Genomic DNA, 19,194 nt, shown 5'->3' on the forward strand with positions numbered 1-19,194 from the left:
CTACCCTCGTCCCATCCTGTTCCAGGCATCCAGTCCGGCGATCTTGTAGGCTTCGGCAAGCGTCGGATAGTTGAAGGTGTTGTTGACGAAGAAGTCGACGGTGCCGCCGAGATTGATCACCGCCTGGCCGATGTGGATGAGCTCGGTGGCGCCCTCGCCGATGATGTGCGCGCCGAGCAGACGGCGCGTTTCGATCGAAAAGAGCAGCTTCAGGAAACCGGTGTTGACGCCCATGATGTGGCCGCGCGAGGTTTCGCGAAAGCGCGCTACGCCGACCTCATAGGCCGCACCGCTTTCACGCACCTGTTCCTCGGACTGGCCAACCGTCGAGATTTCCGGCACCGCATAGATGCCATAGGGGAATGTTTCTGGTGGCGGCGGCAAAGGCACGCCGAAGGCATGGCAGGCGGCCACCCTGCCCTGCTCCATCGACGTCGAGGCCAGGCTCGGAAAGCCGATGACGTCGCCGGCGGCGTAGATGTTCGGCACTCTGGTCTGGAACGTATGCGGATCGACCTTGATACGGCCCCTGGAATCGGCGTCGATACCGACCACATCGAGGCCCAGGCTGCCGACATTGCCGGTGCGACCGGCGGCGTAGAGCACGACCTCGGAACGGATAGTGCGGCCATCGGCCAGTTCCACCTCGGCGGCATCAGGCTTGGAGCGGATTTCCTTGACCGCGCTGCCCAGCCGGATGGTCATGCCACGATCGCGCATCTGGTGAATGAAATCGTCGACGATCTCGCGGTCGACGAAATCGAGGATGGAGTTGCGCGGCTCGACCAAGGTTACCGGCACGTCAAGCGCGGAAAAGATCGTGGCATATTCGACCCCGATGACGCCGGCGCCGATCACGGTCAGCGTGCGCGGCAAGCGATCAAGCTCCAGCATCTCGTCACTGTCGAAGACGCGGGTCTTGTCGAAAGGCACGTCGCGCGGCCGGTGCGGCCTGGTGCCGACCGCGATCAGCGCATTGGCAAAACCGACCTCGCTGTAATCGCCGGTGTCGGTGGTCAGGCTGACCTTGTCGGGGCCAAGGAATTTCACCGCAGCCCGGGCGCTCTTGACCGTGTTGCGCATGAACTGGTGCTGCAGCACCTCGACCTCATGGTCGAGCGTCTTGTGCAGGCGCTCGACCAGATCGCCGACCGAGATATCCTGCTTGACCCGGTAGCCGCGCCCGTAGAAGCCGCGCTCACGCCAACCCGAAAGGTTGAGCACAGTTTCGCGCAGCGTTTTCGACGGGATGGTGCCGGTATGCACCGAGACACCGCCCAGACGCCGGCCGCGATCGACCACCAGCACCGACTTGCCGAGCTTGGCCGACTGCACCGCGGCCCGGCGACCGGAAGGGCCGCTGCCGATGACCAGCATGTCGTAGTCCATATTGCCCCGTCCCCTGCCATGTGCGCTTTTGCTGCGCCGCAGCAAGCTAATGCTATCCGCGCCGCAAATTCAACCGGTTCAGATTGCGCCTGGCGCCTTGAAGGCCGGCGCACCGCAAGAAGCCCGATCTTGATTCCGCCACAGGCCTTCACCATTTCATGGCTGAGCGGTCCGCACCCTATGTCGGACCTGTTACGAGGAAATGACATGGACGCGCGCGTTCTCGACGGCGAAATCATCACCAGTAGGCTCGACGATGTCAGGGCCTATGACGGTGTGCGCACGAAGCGCATTCTGGCTTTCGTAATCGACTATGTCATCGTCGCGCTGCTTACCATTCCGTTTGCCATTCTGGTGTTCTTCCTCGGGCTTTTGACCCTCGGGCTTGGCTGGATGCTGTTCGGCATCCTGGTACCGGCCGTCGCCATCCTCTACATCTGGAACACGCTGGGCAGCACCGACCAGGCCACCACGGGCATGAAGATGATGGGCATCCGCCTTGACCGGCTCGACGGCAGGCCGATCGACGGCCTCACCGCGGTCGTCCATTCGGTGCTGTTCTGGGCCGGCAATGTCATCCTGTCGCCGCTCGTCCTGCTGGTGACGCTGTTTTCCGACCGCAAGCGCACCTTGCACGATCTTTTGCTTGGCACGGTCGTCAGCCGCACCGACCGCTGAAACGGCCCTCTGAAGAGCAGTCGCAACTGATTGAGCACAAATGTGAAGGCGTCGAGTCGACCACGCCCACACAATCCTGTTGAATTTTTCGCCGTCCGCGCCAAAGGTAGAGCGATTCGAAGGAGTGTTTCCAAGGCTCGATGACGCAGCATCCGACCCAGTCGCCGCAGTTCTTCCTGACCGCGCCATCGCCGTGCCCCTATCTCGACGGCCAGTTCGAGCGCAAGGTGTTCACGCACCTGGTTGGCGACAAGGCGGCGGAGATGAACGACCTCTTGACGCAAGGCGGCTTCCGGCGCTCGCAGAATATCGCTTACAGGCCGGCCTGCGAGACCTGCCGCGCCTGCGTTTCGGTACGCATCCTCGCCCAGGAATTCGTCGCCAGCCGCAACATGAAGCGCGTGCTGCAGCACAATTCCGACCTCGTCGGCCACATGCACAATGCCGAGCCTTCGACCGAACAATATTCCCTGTTCCGCAGCTATCTCGACGCCCGCCACCGCCGTGGCGGCATGTCCGACATGACGGTGCTCGACTATGCGATGATGGTCGAGGATACCCATGTCGACACCAAGGTGATCGAGTACCGGCGGCGTGGACCCGATACGTTCATCACCGGCAAGGGACAGGGCGAGCTGATCGCGGTGGCGCTCACCGACAAGATGGCCGACGGCCTGTCCATGGTCTATTCCTACTTCAATCCCGATTTCGAGGAACGGTCGCTCGGCACGTTCATGATCCTCGACCACATCGCCCGCGCCAGGGCGATGGGCCTGCCCCATGTCTATCTCGGCTACTGGGTCAACGGCTCGCGCAAGATGAATTATAAGATGCGCTTCATGCCGCAGGAGCATCTCGGCCCGAAGGGCTGGGAGCGCTACACCAACGAAGCGGTCGCGCGCTGATTAGTCTTTCCCAAGTCCGGGCTTAAACATTTTCAATCGAGACGATGCTGGTCTTTCCGCTGGTGGCGGAGAGCGTGAGATTGCGCCGGTCCGCCATCCTCTCCCGAATTCATTGTGAAAGTCGCTGCATGTCGTCTCACGATACTCACACCAAAGGACTTCTGCTCACCGCATTTGGCGGGCTGACGCTGACCGTGGATATCCCGCTGATCCGGCTCGCCCATGGCGAGGCGTGGACAATCTTGCTGCTGCGCACCGGCTGCACCTTGGCCGCGGCACTGATCATGTGGACCATCTGGCGCTCATTCAGCAAGAATGCGCCGCAGCTGATACCTGGCTGGTCGGGCCTGATCGTTGCCGCGATCTACGGGCTCGGCGCGATTGCGTTCATCACAGGCGTCTACAACACCTCGACCGCCAACCTGGTGTTCATCCTGGCCTTCACAACCATGTTCGCCGCGCTGCTTTCATGGGTGTTCCTGAAGGAGCGGCCGCGGCCGCTGACCCTTGCGGCATTGGCCATGATGATTGTCGGCGTCGTCATCATCGTCGGCGATTCCGTCGGCACCGGACATCTGTTCGGCGACCTGATGGCATTGTGTTCGGCCTTTTTGATCGCCTGCGCCATCACCATCTCGCGCGCCAGCGGCAAGGATATGGGCTTTACCTCACTGATCGGCGTCGTCCTGCCTTTAGGGCTGGCGGCGTTCATGGTCTCCAAGACCGGCTTTCAGGTGGAGGCGCCATGGTGGATCATCCTCAACGGCGCCGTCATCATGCCGATAGCATTCTTCTGCCTTGCCACCGGGCCGAAATACATTTCGGGCCCTGAAGTGGCGATGTTCTACCTGCTTGAAACCGTGCTGGCGCCAGTCTGGGTGTGGATGATCTTTGCCGAAACACCGACGCGCAACAGTCTGATCGGCGGCGGGATCCTGATCGTCACACTGGTCGCGCATTCGCTGTGGCAACTTCACGAGGGACGCAAGCGGCGTGGCGACCTTGCGGTGCAACATCCGGTCTGAGGTGTGTTGAAATCAGGCGCTGGCCTTCTTCGCCACGTCAGGTTCCGGCAGGGCCTCGATTTGCGGACCGGCTTCGATTTCGGCTGGCGAGCCGGGGATGATGTCGTCGGCCAGTTCGACCTCGCGCAGCCATTCGCGCCAGATCGCGACCAGCAGCGCCATCAGCACCGGGCCGATGAACAGGCCGAGAAACCCCATGGTCTTGACGCCGCCGATCAGGCCGAAAAAAGTCGGCAGGAAGGGCAGTTTTATCGGCCCGCCGACGAGCTTCGGGCGCAATGTCTTGTCGACGATGAACAGCTCGACCGCGCCCCAGATGAACAGCGCCAGCCCGGCCATCGGCGACCCGCTGGCGGCGAGGTAGATCGAGACCAGCGTGAAGGACAGCGGTGCACCGCCGGGGATCAGCGCCATGACGCCGGTCAGGGCGCCGAGTGTTACCGGTGACGGCACGCCGGCCAGCCAGTAGGCAATGCCCAGCACCAGGCCTTCGCCGATGGCGATGACCGTCATGCCGGTCACCGTCGACGAGATCGTTGCCGGCACGACGCGCGAGATCCGCTCCCATCTGGTCGGCAGGATGCGCTCGCCGAGACGGTCGACCTGGCCGGCAAAATGCTCGCCGTCGCGATAGGCGAAGAACAGCGCGATCATCATGAACAAAAGCGTCAACAGCAGGCCGAAAGCGCTGCCGCCGGCCGCCAGCACACCGCGATAGATGCTGCCGATATTGGCGCCGCTGACCAGCTGGATCAGTTCACCAATGCCGCCCGGATGGCCGAAATTGGTCGTCCACTGCTGGTTCAGCCACTCGCCCACGACAGGCAGCGTGGCGATCCAGTGCGGTGTCACCGCGCCATGACGGTTGGTCTCGATCGCCCAGGCGACCCATTCGCGGACCTCGTTGATCGCATAGGTGCCGGCGAGCGCGATCGGGATCACCAGGAAGGCGAGGATGAAGAGGATGGCTAAGGTCGCGGCGATGGTGCGGTCGCCACTGACCGCGACAAGCAGGCGGCGGTAGAGCGGCCAGCTGGCGAAAGCGATGACGAGCGCCGCCAGCACCGGAAACAGGAAGCCGTGGAAGAAATAAACGCCGGCGGCGACGATCAGCACCAGCAGCCAGCGCGCCGCCGACAGCGGCGGGATGACGGCGGACCTGAGCGGCGTCGACAGGCCGAACAGGCGTTGCTGCCGTTCCGGTTTCTGGACTTTTGCTTCCTTCAAACGCCTGGCTCTCCCAAACACCCCTCCTGTCTATGCACTGATATAGTGCAGCAATCGTGACGATAGTCCAAATGGTGATGGAGTTGCGCGCGCCATTGGCGTCGCCGCGGGCCAGCACCCCCCTCTGTCCTGCCGGACATCTCCCCCGCAAGGAGGGAGATTGGCTGTCATGTCGGCTTTCGCAAATCGCCAACATTGGAAAGCGGGCAGAAAGGGCGAAGCTTCCGATCTCCCCCTTGCGGGGGAGATGTCCGGCAGGACAGAGGGGGGTGTGAAGGATTGCTAGCGCCTGAGATTTTCAAACCTGAAAACTGCCGCTACCCAAATTTCCCCGTCCTCGGGAATCCCTTCGGCACCATGCGTCCGGCTGAGGCGCGGGCGCCGATCCACTCAGTCAGTTCCTCACGCGACCGGATGAAAGTGCGGTCGGCCGAATCCTGCCAGGATAGGCCGGTCTCCAGCGTGAACGGCTTGAGGTCGAGAAGGCCGCCATCCTTGTATTTCTGCAGCCGCACGCCCTTGCCGCGGCCCATTTCCGGAATCTCGGAGAGCGCGAACACCAGCATCTTGCGGTTCTCGCCGACGATGGCGAGATGGTCACCGGTGACCGGGATGCAGCGCTTGGCTTCGTCCGGCGCCTTGACGTTCATCACCTGCTTGCCCTTGCGGGTGTTGGCGACGACTTCCTCCTCCGGCACGATGAAACCGTTGGCGTCGTGCGAGGCCAGCAGCAGCTTGCGCTTTGGGTCGTGAACGAAGGCGGTGACGATGTCCTGGTCATTGTCCATGTCGACGATGATGCGGATCGGCTCGCCATGGCCTCGCCCGCCAGGCAGCCGGTCGGCGCCGATGGTGTAGAATTTGCCGCCGGTGGTGAAGACCAGCACCTTGTCGGTGGTCTGGGCATGGAAGGCGAGCTTGAGGCTGTCGCCCTCCTTGAAGGTCAGCGTCGAGAGATCGGCCAGATGCCCCTTCATCGCCCGCAGCCAGCCCTTTTCCGAGACGACGACGGTGACCGGCTCGCGCTCGATCATGGCATGTGCGATGTCGGTCAGATCATGCTCGGGCGCGTCGGCGAACTGGGTGCGGCGCTTGCCGAGTTCGGTCTCCGGACCGAACTTGTCGCGGATGTTGGTGACTTCCCATTTGATCGTCGCCCACTGCTTCTCGTTCGAAGCAAGCAGTGCCTCGATCTGCTTCTTCTCGGCGCTCAGTCCGTCGAATTCCTTGCGGATCTCGAATTCTTCCAGCTTGCGCAAAGCGCGCAGCCGCATGTTGAGGATGGCTTCGGCCTGGGTGTCGGTGAGCGACCAACGGGCCATCATGACCTGCTTTGGCTCATCCTCCTCGCGGATGATCCTGATCACCTCGTCGATGTTGAGGTAGGCGATCAGGTAACCGGCAAGGATTTCCAGGCGCCGTTCGATCTCACCGAGGCGGTGTTTCGAGCGGCGGACCAAAACGTCGCGGCGATGCTCGAGCCATTCCTGCAGCACGCCCTTCAGCGACAGCACATTGGGCACCTTACCGCGCGACAGCACATTCATGTTGAGCGGGAAGCGGCTTTCGAGTTCGGTGAGCTTGAACAGCGATTCCATCAGGATGCCGGGGTCGACCGAACGGCTCTTCGGCACCAGCACGACGCGGATGTCCTCGGCGCTTTCGTCCCTGATGTCCTCGAGCAGCGGCAGCTTGCGCGCCATCAGCAGCTCGGCGATCTTCTCGATCAGCCGCGCCTTCTGCACGCCATAGGGAATTTCGGTGACGACGATGCTCCAGGTACCCCTGCCCTGGTCCTCCTGGAACCACTTCGAGCGCACGCGAAAGCCACCGCGGCCGGTTTCGTAGGCTTCGAGGATCGAGGCGCGGCTGTCGACGATGATACCGCCGGTCGGGAAATCCGGCCCCTGGACAAAGTCCATCAGCTTCGCCACCGGCGCGTCCCGGTTTTCGATCAGGTGAAGTGCGGCATCGCAAAGCTCCGCGGCGTTGTGGGGCGGGATCGATGTCGCCATGCCCACCGCGATGCCGGACGAGCCGTTGGCCAGCAGATTCGGAAAGGCGCCGGGCAAAACCACCGGCTCCTCGTCTTCTTCATTGTAGGTCGGCCGATAATCAACGGCATCCTCGGTGATGCCGGACAACAGTTCGGTCGCCACATCGGTCATGCGCGCTTCGGTGTAGCGCATGGCGGCGGCGTTATCACCGTCGATGTTGCCGAAATTGCCCTGCCCGTCGACCAGGGGATAGCGCATCGAAAAATCCTGCGCCAACCGCACCAGCGCGTCATAGATCGACTGGTCGCCATGCGGGTGGAACTTGCCCATCACCTCGCCGACGATGCGGGCGCATTTGGCAAAGCCCTGGTCGGGGTTGAGCCGCAGCAGGCGCATGGCGTGCATGATGCGGCGATGGACCGGCTTCAGTCCGTCGCGCACGTCGGGCAGCGCCCGGTGCATGATGGTCGACAGCGCATAGGCGAGATAGCGCTCTTCCAGCGCCTTCTTCAGATCGACCGGCTCGATATGATCGCCACCGCCATTTTCAGGCGGCAAAAGCCTTTTTCCCATGGGCTCGGACTAGCCGAGCGGGTGATTCGCGGCAAGAGCCCGACAGAGATACCGGCCCTTCTGCAACATGAAACCGCACCGCGGGGGATGTCGGCCAACATCAGGCTGTTACATGCGGGTTCTATGGCCAAGCGTGACGATATCCGGCTATCGGCTCTTCATGACAAATTCACCGGTTTGCGCAAAGACGGCGGGATCAGGTTTGCCTTTCACCGCGATTTTTGACCATTGTGCCGGGACACGCCTTTTTCCGGTCCAGTTCGTCACGGAATGGTGATGGCGCAAATAATTGAAAAAACAATTTCAGGACACTCTCAGGGACCTTGCGATGACAATCAAACGCTCAACTCTTAGGAAATTAGCCCTTTCGACCTTCTTGCTCACGCTGCCGCTAAATGCGGCCCTCGCACAGGATACGGCAGTGGCCGACCGGCTGAAGGCCGCGCTTGTCGCACAAGGTGTCGACATCACCTGGACCGGCGTGACCGGCGACAACACCAGCATGGTGCTGCAGGGCGTTGCCATCAAACCGGCGGCGGAGAAGGAAGCGCTTCCCATCGGCGACGTCAAACTCGAAGGTGTGACCGAGGCAAATGGCGGCTATGACATCGCCACCGTATCGACGGCTGCCTTCACACACAGCAAGGACGGCGTCACCCTCGACCTCAGCCCCTTCGTCATCCATGACATGACAGTTCCGGCCGACGGCGCCACCGGCCCGCTCGGCTCGCTGATGATGTACAAGTCCGCCGAACTCTCGAACATGACCGTCAAGGTCGCCGACAAGACCGCCTTCTCGATGGACGGGCTTGCCATCGAAATCACGCCGCCGGCGGACGGCAAGGCAATGGAATTCACCGCCACCACGGAGAAATTCAACGCCGACCTGACGCTGGTGGACGATCCCAAGTCCAAGGAAGTCATCAACGCGCTCGGCTACCAGAACATCGCGGGCAATCTCGAAATGGCCGGCACCTGGCAGCCCACGGACGGCAAGATGGAACTGTCGAAATACGACATCTCGGTCGAGAATGCCGGCACGCTCGGCATGACCTTCAATCTCGGCGGCTACACGCTGGAATTTATCAAGTCGCTGCAGGAAATGCAGAAGAAGATGGCGGCACAGCCTGAAGGGGCCGACAATTCGGCGCAAGGCATGGCCATGCTCGGCCTGTTGCAGCAGCTTTCGTTCAACAGCGCCTCGATCCGCTTCGACGACGATTCGCTGACCAACAAGGTGCTGGACTATGTCGGCAAGCAGCAAGGCATGTCCGGCAAGGACATCGCCAACCAGGCCAAGGCGATAGTGCCGTTCGGCATGGCGCAGCTCAACAACCCAGAACTGACGGCGCAGGTTACGGCCGCGGTCAGCAAATTCCTCGACGATCCGAAGAGCCTCGAAATCTCGGCCGAGCCGCCGGCATCCGTGCCGTTCGCACTGATCATGGCGGGCGCCATGTCCAACCCGCTCGACCTGCCGAAGACGCTCGGCGTCACCGTCAAGGCCAACGAAGACTGATCGAAGCGATCTCAGTATGCGAAAAGCCCGGCATGCCGGGCTTTTTTTGTCGGGATTAGCGAATCGAAAGAATCGGTTCGGGCGGTTCTTTAAGGCATCGCCCGAAGCGCGATCAGGCGTCCTTCTTGGGCACGGCAACGCGCAGCGCCAGCTCGCGAAGCTGCTGCGGGCTCGCTTCCGACGGTGCGTTCATCAACAGATCGTAGGCCTGCTGGTTCATCGGGAACATGGTGATCTCACGCAGGTTCTTGGCGCCGAGCAGCAGCATGACGACGCGGTCGACACCGGCGGCCATGCCGCCATGCGGCGGCGCGCCATACTGGAAGGCACGATAGAGGCCGCCGAAGCGCTCCTCGACCGTGGCGCGATCCAGCCCGACCGTCTCGAACGCCTTGACCATGGTTTCGGGCAGATGGTTGCGGATACCGCCGCTGGCGATCTCGAACCCGTTGCAGACCATGTCGTACTGGAACGCCTTGATGCCGAGCAGGTCCTCGCCATTCAGCGCATCGATGCCGCCTTGTGGCATTGAGAACGGGTTGTGGGCGAAGTCGATCTTCTTTTCTTCCTCGTTCCACTCGAAGAACGGGAAGTCGACGATCCAGCACAGTTCGAAACGCTCGCGATCGACCAGGTTCAGCTCCTCGCCGGCACGGGTGCGCGCAGCCCCCGCAAAGGAGACGAACTTCTTCGGGTCGCCTGCAACGAAGAAGGCGGCGTCGCCATCGGCAAGGCCGAGCTGAAGGCGGATCGCCTCGGTGCGCTCCTCGCCGATGTTCTTGGCGAGCGGGCCGGCGCCTTCGAGCTTGTCGCCCTCCTTGCGCCAGAAGATATAGCCCAGCCCCGGCTGGCCCTCGCCCTGCGCCCAGGAATTCATGCGGTCGCAGAAGGCGCGGCTGCCGCCGGTCTTGGCGGGAATGCCCCACACTTCGGCCTTCGGGTCGTTGGCCAGGATGTTGGCGAACACCTTGAAGCCGGAATCGCGAAAATGGTCGGAAACGGCCTGCATCTCGATCGGGTTGCGCAGGTCCGGCTTGTCGGAACCGTATTTGCGCATGGCGACATCATAGGGAATGCGCTGGAATTTCTGCGTCACCGGCTTGCCGTTGGCGAAGGTCTCGAAGACCCCGCGCATGACAGGTTCCATGGTCGACAGCACGTCGTCCTGCTCGACGAAGCTCATTTCGAGGTCGAGTTGGTAGAATTCGCCGGGCAGACGATCGGCGCGCGGGTCCTCGTCGCGGAAGCAGGGCGCGATCTGGAAATAGCGGTCGAAACCCGACACCATGATCAGCTGCTTATATTGCTGCGGCGCCTGCGGCAGCGCGTAGAAGGTGCCGGGATGGATGCGCGACGGCACCAGGAAGTCGCGCGCGCCTTCCGGCGACGAGGCAGTCAGGATCGGCGTCGAGAATTCGGTGAAGCCGACATCGCCCATGCGCTTGCGCATTTCGGCGATGATTTTTGTCCGCGCAATGATGTTCTTGTGCAGCGTCTCGCGGCGCAGGTCGAGAAAACGGTATTTCAGCCTGATATCCTCGGGATAGTCGGGCTCGCCGAACACCGGCAGGGGCAATTCCTTGGCCGCCGACAGCACCTCGATCTCGCGGGCGAATATCTCGATCTCGCCGGTCGGCAAATTGGCGTTGGTGGTCTCGGGCAAGCGCGCCTTGACCTCGCCGTCGACCCGAATGACCCACTCGCCGCGCACGGTTTCGGCGACCTTGAAGGCAGGCGAATCCGGATCGGCGACGATCTGGGTCAGGCCATAATTGTCGCGCAGGTCGATGAAGAGCAGGCCGCCATGATCGCGCACGCGATGCACCCAGCCCGACAGGCGAACGGTCGAGCCGACGTCGCTCTTCCTCAACTGGGCACAGGTATGGCTGCGGTAACGGTGCATTGTCATTGGTAAAGTCCGGGGTGCTGGGGCCGAAGCATCACCGCCCGGCCTGAAATTTGCGCGAAAAGCGCATGGGAGGCCGGATTTGTCAAGGCAAGCGGACACTCGATTGCCTCTTGGTCCGACCTTCAGAGTTCGCGCCAGGGCCGACCGTCGGGCATTGCCGCTGGCAGTGTTACTTGCGACCATACGGCCATCACACGATTTGGAGATGATTTGTGCCTGAACGTGCTCGCCCAAAGGGGATCGGACCACACAATGGCCGCGAGTTGGAATTGATGCTTCGAGGCGACAAGCCAATGGCTGCATTCGCGGCCGAGCCGAACATGAGCGCCGAAGATATCGGTGACGCGGATTTCGGGCCGTTTGTCGAGGAAGGCCGCATCCTTAAGTTTTCCCAGGTTGACCCCAAAACGTCCGTGGAAGAACGCTGCTACTGCCTGCCGACGGAGGAATGGCGCTGCAAGCTCAGCCTACTGATGTCCCGGATGTGCCGCAGCGGAGAAGCCTTCGACGCGTTCACATCGAACGATCTGGCGAGACTTGAAGGCACGCTTCTCGGCTACTCAAAGGAAGATATTGAAGCGTTCGTCATCCATGCCGCATCGCGGAAAATGCAAAATTCCAGCCGGGATTGACCGACTGCTTCCGAGTTCGGATAGCCCTATGAGCCCAGCGCCGATAGAAGGAGGCGATGAGCAAGGTGATCGATTACCAGCACGGCGCTGGCGGAAGACGTTTCGGCCCGATGAAGGCGGATCTCCGCTCCGGGCAGCGGCGGCAGATATCGGCCGGGATGGATGCCGCGCAGGCCAGGCGCAAGCATGCTGCCTTTGACCACGGTGACCGCCAGTCCCTGTTCGACAATTGCCTCCGTGGCTGAAAGGCTTGGACTGACATAGGCCAAACGCCATGGCCGGCCTGCCTTGTCGAGCGCCTCAATGGCCCAGGAGCGAAACAGGCAATCGGGGCTCGACAGAGCGACCGGCAACGGATCGAGTTCCTCGACGGCTCGCGTCGCCGCCGCCGCCCAAATCGCCCTTTCGCGGCATATCAGATCCCCCTCGGTTGTGCCTTCCGGGTGCATGGCGATGACGGCGTCGAACGACGACCCAAGCCGTTTCAGGAGCCGGGCGGTGAGACCGATCTCCATTTCGACCTGCACCAACGGAAATCGCTCGGCGATGCCAGAAAGGAGGCGCGGCAGGATCTTGGTGCCATAATCTTCCATGACCCCGATGCGAACCTGTCCGGCCACCTGCTGACCGGAAACACGCGCAATCGCCTGCTCATTGAGAGCAAGTATGCGGCGGGCATCGATCAGAAAGCCCTCCCCGGCGGCGGTGAGTTCAACGCGGGCTGTCGAGCGCCGGAACAAGATGGTCTCGATGCGCTCCTCAAGACGTTTCACCTGCAAGCTGACGGCCGCCTGCGTTCTATTGAGCTGCTCGGCGGCTCGCGTAAACGAGAGGCGCTCGGCAACGACGACGAAGGCCCGCAGAAGGTCCGGATCGAGATTCGGGATGCTCATAGTGGAATGTTATCAAACTCATTGAGCTTATTCGATTCCTTATGGCCCGCCTGCCCGATATCCGTGGTTCAGAGTTGGCAAGGTCAGGAACCATGGAAATCACAGGAGTGCTCGCCGCGATTCTCTCCAGCGCTTTTGGGGGTACCGCCGTTGGCGCAACGCGATATCTCGCGGGCACGCTCGATCCTCTCGTTATCGGTGCGGTCCGGTTCGGCGGCGGCTTTCTGGTTTTGGCCGCCGTAGCTCTCTGGCGACGAGACAGGTGGCCGCCGAAGAGCGACTGGCTCGGCACTGGTGCATTGGGTCTTCTGTTCTTCGGGCTGTTTCCGGTGCTCTTCAATGGAGCCCTTGTCTACACAACGGCCGCGCGAGGTGCGCTTGCGCTTTCGACACTGCCTCTGCTCACAATGCTTGCCGCGGCAGTTCTGAGGATCGAGCCGCCGACCATCCGCAAGATCGTCGGTGTCCTGATCGCAATGGCAGGGGTGGCCGTAGCGCTCGGCACGAGCCTGACGACTGCTCCCCCAGGTGCCTGGCGCGGAGATCTTCTCATGGTCGCGGCCGCTTTCTGCATGGCGCTCTACAACGTCTGGTCGAGACCATTTCTATCCCGCACCGCGCCAATCCCGTTCGTGGCGTTTGGCATGGGCGTGGGCGCGGTCTGCCTATCGGTCCTGGTGGTTTCGAACGGAGGCTTCGCGCGACTTGCCACTCTCAGCGCACCTCAGTGGATCGCGAGCGCATATCTGGCCATAATTTGCGGCGCCTTCATTTTCTTCCTCTGGGCATTCGCGCTCGAGCGCGCGTCGCCGACACTGGTTGCCGTCTCCGTTGCGGTTAATCCGGTGACGGCATCGATCTTTGGTGTTGTCTTCCTGGGCGAACAGGTAAGCGCGAACCTGATTGTCGGGCTGGTGGCAGTCCTCGCAGGAATAGGCATCGCAACGGGAGCAGCCGAGCGGCTCAGCCTGTGGCCCGACGATCGGCAGTCACGTCGAAGGCAGCTTTGAGCGCTGACCAAGCAAAACGCGGAAACGAATCCAGGCGAATACAGCGATCATCCCTGTTGGCGCAGGGAATTGCTGCTGGCGTTGGCCAGGGTGATGGTCCAAGAAGGGATCACCGACACGTGATCGCCTCTTCATGTCCTCCATCCGCCCGATGATCCCGCTCCTTCTCGCCGCCGGCATTTTGCTCGGCGGCAATGGGCTGCAGAGCACGCTGATCGCGCTGCGCGGCGCGCAGGAAGGGTTTTCGGCTTCCGACATCGGCCTGATGGGCACCTTCTACTTCGCCGGCTTCCTGCTCGGCTGCCTGGCCATCACTCGCATCATGAAGGCGGTCGGCCATATCAGGGCGTTTTCGGCGCTGGCGGCAATCGCCTCGGTCGGCACCTTGCTCCTGGTGCTGGTCATCGATCCGGTGATGTGGTGCGCGGTGCGCCTTGCCGGCGGCTTCTGCTTCGCCGGGCTGTTCACCATCGTCGAAAGCTGGCTGAATTCCGGCGTCGGCAATCACGACCGGGCACGCGTGCTGGCGATCTACCGGATGGTCGACATCGGTTCGGTGACATCAGCCCAGTTCCTGATCCCGGTCTTCGGCGCCGGCGGTTTCGCCATCTTCGCCATCATGTCGATGATGATCACCTTGTCGCTGGTGCCGGTGTCGCTCGGCGACCGCTCCAACCCGGCACCACCCGAAGAGGTCAAGCTCGACCTGGCGCGCGTCTGGCGGATTTCGCCGCTGGGCTGCTTCGGCTGTATCGCCGTCGGCGTCACCAACAGCGCCTTTCGCACCCTGTCGCCGGTCTATGCCGAGCAGATCGGCATGTCGGTCGCCGATGTCGTCACCTTCGTCAGCGTCGGCATTTTCGGCGGCGCCATCATCCAGTATCCGCTGGGTTACCTCTCCGACCGCTGGGACCGGCGCCGGGTGCTGCTGATGACGACGTGCTGCGCGATGTTCTCGGCGCTGGCGCTGGTGTTCATCGCCGGCAGCAATCCGGCGCTCAACTTCATCTTCATCTTCATCTTCGGCTGTTTCGCCATGCCGCTCTATTCGCTGTCGGCGGCGCATTCAAACGACCGCGCCGACACGGGCGAGTTCGTACTGATCAACGCGGCGCTGATGCTGTTCTATTCCTTCGGCGCGATTGGCGGCCCGTTCGCCGCCTCGACGGCAATGCAGTATTTCGGACCGGGCGCCCTGTTTGTATTCAGCGCGGTGGTCTATGCGATCTTCATCGCCGTCATCCTTTACCGCATGCAGGCCCGGTCCGGTGTGCCGGCAGGCAGGCGCGGCCGCTTCACCGCGCTCCTGCGCACTTCGACGGTTTTCGCGCGGCTGGCCAGGAGAAACGACGATTCCGATGGTCCGGGAACCTGATGATGGCGGTGCCAAAGCTTGACGAAAGCCCCGGCGGCTGAAATCTAGGAAGACCTTACTCCTGTCAAAAGCGATTTGATGAACGTCATCACCACCCAGAAAGAACTCGAGACCGTTCTCGCCGCTTTCGAAAAGTCGGATTTCGTCACCGTCGACACTGAATTCATTCGGGAAACGACCTTTTGGCCGATCCTGTGCCTGATCCAGATGGCCGCACCCGGCGTGACGGCGCTGATCGATCCGCTGGCGCCCGATATCGACCTGAAGCCGTTCTTCAGGCTGATGGCCAATGAAGCGGTGGTCAAAGTCTTCCACGCCGCGCGGCAGGACATCGAAATCATCGTCCACCTCGGCGATCTGGTTCCGCATCCGGTGTTCGACACGCAAGTGGCGGCGATGGTCTGCGGCTTCGGTGACAGTGTTTCCTACGATCAGCTCGTGCAGCGCATTACCGGCGCGCGGCTCGACAAGTCGTCGCGCTTCACCGACTGGCGCCACCGGCCGCTTTCCGACAAGCAGCTCGACTACGCGCTGGCCGACGTCACGCATCTCATCGAGGTCTATCAGCACCTCAGCGCCGAATTGGAGCGGGAAAACCGCGCCCATTGGCTCAACGAGGAGATGGAGGTGCTGACCTCACGCGAAACCTATGATCCGCATCCCGAGGACGCCTGGAAGCGGCTGAAGATGCGGCTGCGCAAACCGCAGGAATTGGCGATCGTGCAGGGCGTTGCGGCGTGGCGTGAGCGCGAGGCGCGCGAACGCGACGTCCCGCGCGGCCGCGTGCTCAAGGACGACGCGATCTACGAGGTGGCGCAGCAGGCGCCGCGCGACACGGCAGCCCTCAGCAAGCTGCGCACGACACCGAAGGGCTGGGAGCGCTCGTCGACGGCAACGGCGCTGCTCGGCGCGGTCAACACCGCACTTGCCTTGCCCAAGGAGCAGATGCCGAAATTGCCAAAGAGTTTCCAGCCGCCCGAGGGCTCGAGCGCCGCGGCGGAACTGTTGAAGGTGCTGCTGCGGATCGTCGCCGAAAAGGAAGGCGTCGCCTCGAAGGTGCTGGCCTCCAGCGACGATATCGACCGTATCGCCGCCGAGGGCGAGGAAGCCGACGTACCGGCCCTGCAGGGCTGGCGCCGCGCGGTGTTCGGCGAGGCCGCGCTCAAGCTGGTGCGCGGCGAGATCGGCATCAAGTTCGATAAACGCAAGATAGCGGTGTTCGATCTGTAGACGAGCGTTCTTTCCTTCTCCCGCAAATGGGGAAGGGAGAGCTGCTCTGCTCAGACCGCGCCGAGCAGGTGCAGCGCGAACCAGATCCATCCCAGCAGAAGAATCACCGCACTGACGAAGAATGACCGGCTGCGCAGCAGCAGATTGTTGCTGGTCAGGTGAATCCAGGCATGGAAATAGCGCGACGCGACGAAAATCCACATCAGCGCCTGGGTCAGATAGTTGACGCCGTTGGTCAGGTGCAGCGTCAGGCACAGCACATAGAACAGCACCGGCAATTCGAACTGGTTGGTGAGATTGGCGGCAACGGTGACGCTGGAGGCCGGCTCGGTCGAACGCACCTTGAACTGACCGGGTTTCGCCTCGCCTGACCTGACTGCGCCGTATCTGCGGCGACCCAACACGCAGTAGACGATGTAGATCAGCAGCACATGCGCCAGAACAGGCCAGAAGATCGTGGTCTGGTTCATCAAGTGTCCCCTACCCGGCTGTGCTTTCCGCGCGGCATCAGGCCTGGCGTTTCTGGCCTGCCAGCCAGAAGGCGGCAATGACGATCACCGGTATAGCGAAAAGCGCGAATTTGGTAACGGTGAGCGCCGAGGCGAAAGACAGCGAGTCAGGGTTGGCCGACAGGAAATCGGACAGAAGCCGCGCCACCGCAAAGTTCTGAACGTAATGTGCAAGCGTGTAGGGAAGCACCAGGACCAACGCGAAAATCGACTGCAGCTGCGCCGGCAGCACGCGGAAAGCCTTCAATCGCCGGCCGGTGGCCAGGATGAGGCTGACCAGCGTGACCGACAACAGCGCCGGGAGCAACAGATCGAAGGTCAGATAATGCCAGACGAGAATGATCTCGCCGCCGCGCCGGCCGAGCGCCGTCAGCCAGGCCATGCCTTCGTCCGGCGTAAACCCTAAAATGCGCATGTCGAGTGACGGCAAGCCGCCGCTCAACTGGCGGAAATAGAAGAATTCCAGCGCCGTCATGGCGATGAAAACCACCACCGACAGGAAACAGAGCGCGCCTGCGTGGCGCGATAGCCGCAGGATCGTTGCCGTCAGGTTCCGCCCGATCCCGTACTGGTCAGGCTCCGCCGGGATAGTTCGGGCTTTCGCGGGTAATCGTGACGTCATGGGCGTGGCTTTCACGAAGTCCGGCATTGGATATGCGCACAAAAGTGGCGCGCTCGCGGAAATCGGCAAGATCACGGCCACCAACATAACCCATAGCGGCTTTCAGCCCGCCTGCAAGCTGGTGCAACACCCCAGACACAGGTCCTTTGTAGGGAACCTGCCCCTCGATGCCTTCAGGGACCAGTTTCAGCGTGTCGCGCACCTCGGCCTGGAAGTAGCGATCGGCGGAGCCGCGCGCCATGGCGCCAACCGAGCCCATGCCCCGATAGGCCTTGAAGGAGCGGCCCTGGTGCAGATAGACCTCGCCAGGGCTTTCGTCGGTTCCAGCCAGCAGCGAGCCGATCATGGCGGCACTGGCGCCGGCGGCCAGCGCCTTGGCAAGATCGCCGGAATATTTGATGCCGCCATCGGCGATCACCGAGACGCCGGATTTGTGCGCCGTCTCGACAGCCGACATGATGGCGGAAAGCTGCGGCACGCCGACGCCGGCAACGATGCGGGTGGTGCAGATGGAACCCGGACCGATGCCGACCTTGACGGCGTCCGCCCCGGCGTCGATCAGCGCCTGCGTGCCCGCGGCGGTGGCGACGTTGCCGGCCAGGATGCGGACCGAGTTGGATAGTTTTTTCGCCCGCGTGACAGCGTCGAGCACGCGCTGCGAGTGGCCATGCGCGGTGTCGATCACCAGAAGGTCGACGCCGGCATCGATAAGGCGTTCGGCGCGCTCGAAACCGTCATCGCCAACGCTGGTGGCGGCGGCGGCACGCAAGCGGCCCTGCGAGTCCTTGCTGGCGTGCGGGTTGAGCTGCGACTTCTCGATGTCCTTGACGGTGATCAATCCGACGCAATTGCCCTGCCTGTCGACGACCACCAGTTTTTCGATGCGGTGCTGATGCAGAAGCCGCTTGGCCTCGTCCTGGTCGACATTCTCCTTGACTGTGATCAGGTTGTCACGGGTCATCAGTTCATGGACCTTCTGCGCCGGATCGGACGCAAAGCGCACGTCGCGATTGGTCAGGATGCCGATCAGCCGTCCGATCTTGTGACCGCCGCTGCCGCCGTTCTCGACCACCGGAATGCCCGAGATCGAATAGCTGCGCATCAGGCCCAGCGCGTCGGCGAGCGTCGCGTCGGGGCCGATGGTAACGGGATTGACCACCATGCCGGACTCGAATTTCTTGACCTGCCGCACCTGCTCGGCCTGTTCGGCCGGCGAGAAATTGCGGTGGATGACGCCAATGCCGCCGGCCTGGGCCATGGCGATGGCAAGCCGCGCCTCGGTGACGGTGTCCATAGCCGCCGACAGGATCGGCACATTGAGGTCGATGTCGCCGGCGATGCGGGTGCGTACATCGGTTTCGCCGGGCATGACCTCGGAATGACCGGGCTGCAGCAGCACGTCGTCAAAGGTCAGCGCCAATGCGCCGGTGGACGTTTCGATGATTTTTGCCATAGCCAGTCCCTCGATATAAACGCGGTGGGGGAATACAAAAAAGCGCTGGACCGGAATGGACAGCGCCGACTCGTTTCTTCCCTTTCAGGATTGGCGCTGGCTGGTACCACGTCCGGGCGCCGATGAAAAGCCGATGATTTCACGCTCCCGGAAAGGTGACTTTTCGGCGAAGGGATGCGACCTGTGGTTGCCGGTCGCACAAAAGTGACAGCAAATTAATGCGACATGCCGGCGAAGGCATGGTAACC

17 protein-coding genes are annotated in these 19,194 nt (G+C 62.2%); 9 read left to right on the forward strand and 8 right to left on the reverse strand.

Features of this window, described 5'->3' with window-relative positions; all coding sequences use genetic code 11:
• Complete coding sequence (gene sthA / locus NKI69_RS10850; RefSeq protein ID WP_352721245.1) at positions 1-1,389, reverse strand: Si-specific NAD(P)(+) transhydrogenase; 1,389 nt, start codon at positions 1,387-1,389, stop codon at positions 1-3.
• Between the two features lie 207 nt (positions 1,390-1,596).
• Here sthA and NKI69_RS10855 point away from each other — a divergent pair, with 207 nt between their 5' ends.
• From NKI69_RS10855 to NKI69_RS10865, 3 genes are all read left to right on the forward strand, one after another.
• Positions 1,597-2,067: an RDD family protein gene (locus NKI69_RS10855; RefSeq protein WP_352442530.1), complete on the forward strand. Its 471-nt coding sequence runs from the start codon at positions 1,597-1,599 to the stop codon at positions 2,065-2,067.
• A gap of 140 nt (positions 2,068-2,207) precedes the next feature.
• A complete protein-coding gene (locus NKI69_RS10860) occupies positions 2,208-2,972 on the forward strand; it encodes an arginyltransferase (protein WP_023810205.1) in 765 nt (254 codons plus the stop codon).
• Between the two features lie 128 nt (positions 2,973-3,100).
• Complete coding sequence (locus NKI69_RS10865) at positions 3,101-3,997, forward strand: DMT family transporter (RefSeq protein WP_023810204.1); 897 nt, start codon at positions 3,101-3,103, stop codon at positions 3,995-3,997.
• Between the two features lie 12 nt (positions 3,998-4,009).
• Here the strand turns inward: NKI69_RS10865 and NKI69_RS10870 are convergent, their stop codons facing one another.
• On the reverse strand, positions 4,010-5,224 hold the full coding sequence (locus NKI69_RS10870; protein WP_352721247.1) for an AI-2E family transporter: 1,215 nt from the start codon (positions 5,222-5,224) through the stop codon (positions 4,010-4,012).
• Between the two features lie 317 nt (positions 5,225-5,541).
• Positions 5,542-7,794 carry a DNA topoisomerase IV subunit A gene (gene parC, locus NKI69_RS10875; protein WP_023810202.1) on the reverse strand — a complete coding sequence of 751 codons (2,253 nt, stop codon included), beginning with the start codon at positions 7,792-7,794 and terminating at the stop codon, positions 5,542-5,544.
• Here parC and NKI69_RS10880 point away from each other — a divergent pair.
• Positions 7,750-8,019: a hypothetical protein gene (locus tag NKI69_RS10880; protein WP_164893083.1), complete on the forward strand. Its 270-nt coding sequence runs from the start codon at positions 7,750-7,752 to the stop codon at positions 8,017-8,019. The two genes, parC and NKI69_RS10880, sit on opposite strands and share 45 nt — an antisense overlap.
• A gap of 196 nt (positions 8,020-8,215) precedes the next feature.
• Positions 8,216-9,313 carry an aq_1923 C-terminal domain gene (locus NKI69_RS10885; protein WP_502900171.1) on the forward strand — a complete coding sequence of 366 codons (1,098 nt, stop codon included), beginning with the start codon at positions 8,216-8,218 and terminating at the stop codon, positions 9,311-9,313.
• 112 nt (positions 9,314-9,425) lie between these two features.
• Here NKI69_RS10885 and aspS read toward each other — a convergent pair whose 3' ends face one another.
• A complete protein-coding gene (aspS, locus tag NKI69_RS10890; RefSeq protein ID WP_023810199.1) occupies positions 9,426-11,216 on the reverse strand; it encodes an aspartate--tRNA ligase in 1,791 nt (596 codons plus the stop codon).
• A 299-nt stretch (positions 11,217-11,515) separates the two neighbouring features.
• On the opposite strand from aspS, the gene NKI69_RS10895 reads away from it, so the two are divergent.
• A complete protein-coding gene (locus NKI69_RS10895) occupies positions 11,516-11,854 on the forward strand; it encodes a hemin receptor (protein ID WP_352553995.1) in 339 nt (112 codons plus the stop codon).
• A gap of 26 nt (positions 11,855-11,880) precedes the next feature.
• On the opposite strand, the gene NKI69_RS10900 is transcribed toward NKI69_RS10895, so the two are convergent.
• Positions 11,881-12,747 carry a LysR family transcriptional regulator gene (locus NKI69_RS10900; protein ID WP_352721251.1) on the reverse strand — a complete coding sequence of 289 codons (867 nt, stop codon included), beginning with the start codon at positions 12,745-12,747 and terminating at the stop codon, positions 11,881-11,883.
• 41 nt (positions 12,748-12,788) lie between these two features.
• Between NKI69_RS10900 and NKI69_RS10905 the strand changes: the two genes are divergently transcribed.
• The 3 genes from NKI69_RS10905 (at position 12,789) to rnd (ending at position 16,362) form a co-directional block, all read left to right on the forward strand.
• Complete coding sequence (locus tag NKI69_RS10905; protein ID WP_352721253.1) at positions 12,789-13,757, forward strand: DMT family transporter; 969 nt, start codon at positions 12,789-12,791, stop codon at positions 13,755-13,757.
• A 133-nt stretch (positions 13,758-13,890) separates the two neighbouring features.
• Complete coding sequence (locus NKI69_RS10910; protein WP_023810194.1) at positions 13,891-15,132, forward strand: MFS transporter; 1,242 nt, start codon at positions 13,891-13,893, stop codon at positions 15,130-15,132.
• A 78-nt stretch (positions 15,133-15,210) separates the two neighbouring features.
• A complete protein-coding gene (rnd, locus tag NKI69_RS10915; protein ID WP_352721256.1) occupies positions 15,211-16,362 on the forward strand; it encodes a ribonuclease D in 1,152 nt (383 codons plus the stop codon).
• Positions 16,363-16,412: 50 nt separating this feature from the next.
• Here rnd and NKI69_RS10920 read toward each other — a convergent pair whose 3' ends face one another.
• The 3 genes from NKI69_RS10920 to guaB are packed head-to-tail and all read right to left on the reverse strand — an operon-like array spanning position 16,413 to position 18,946.
• Positions 16,413-16,832 (reverse strand): MAPEG family protein, encoded by a 420-nt coding sequence (locus NKI69_RS10920; protein WP_352721257.1) that lies wholly within the window; start codon positions 16,830-16,832, stop codon positions 16,413-16,415.
• A 37-nt stretch (positions 16,833-16,869) separates the two neighbouring features.
• A complete protein-coding gene (locus NKI69_RS10925) occupies positions 16,870-17,493 on the reverse strand; it encodes a hypothetical protein (protein ID WP_352721259.1) in 624 nt (207 codons plus the stop codon).
• On the reverse strand, positions 17,444-18,946 hold the full coding sequence (gene guaB / locus NKI69_RS10930) for an IMP dehydrogenase (protein WP_127258107.1): 1,503 nt from the start codon (positions 18,944-18,946) through the stop codon (positions 17,444-17,446). Before guaB ends, NKI69_RS10925 begins: the two co-directional genes overlap by 50 nt.
• Between the last annotated feature and the right edge of the window lie 248 nt (positions 18,947-19,194).

This window comes from Mesorhizobium sp. M0491 (assembly GCF_040321265.1).
GTDB lineage: Bacteria > Pseudomonadota > Alphaproteobacteria > Rhizobiales > Rhizobiaceae > Mesorhizobium.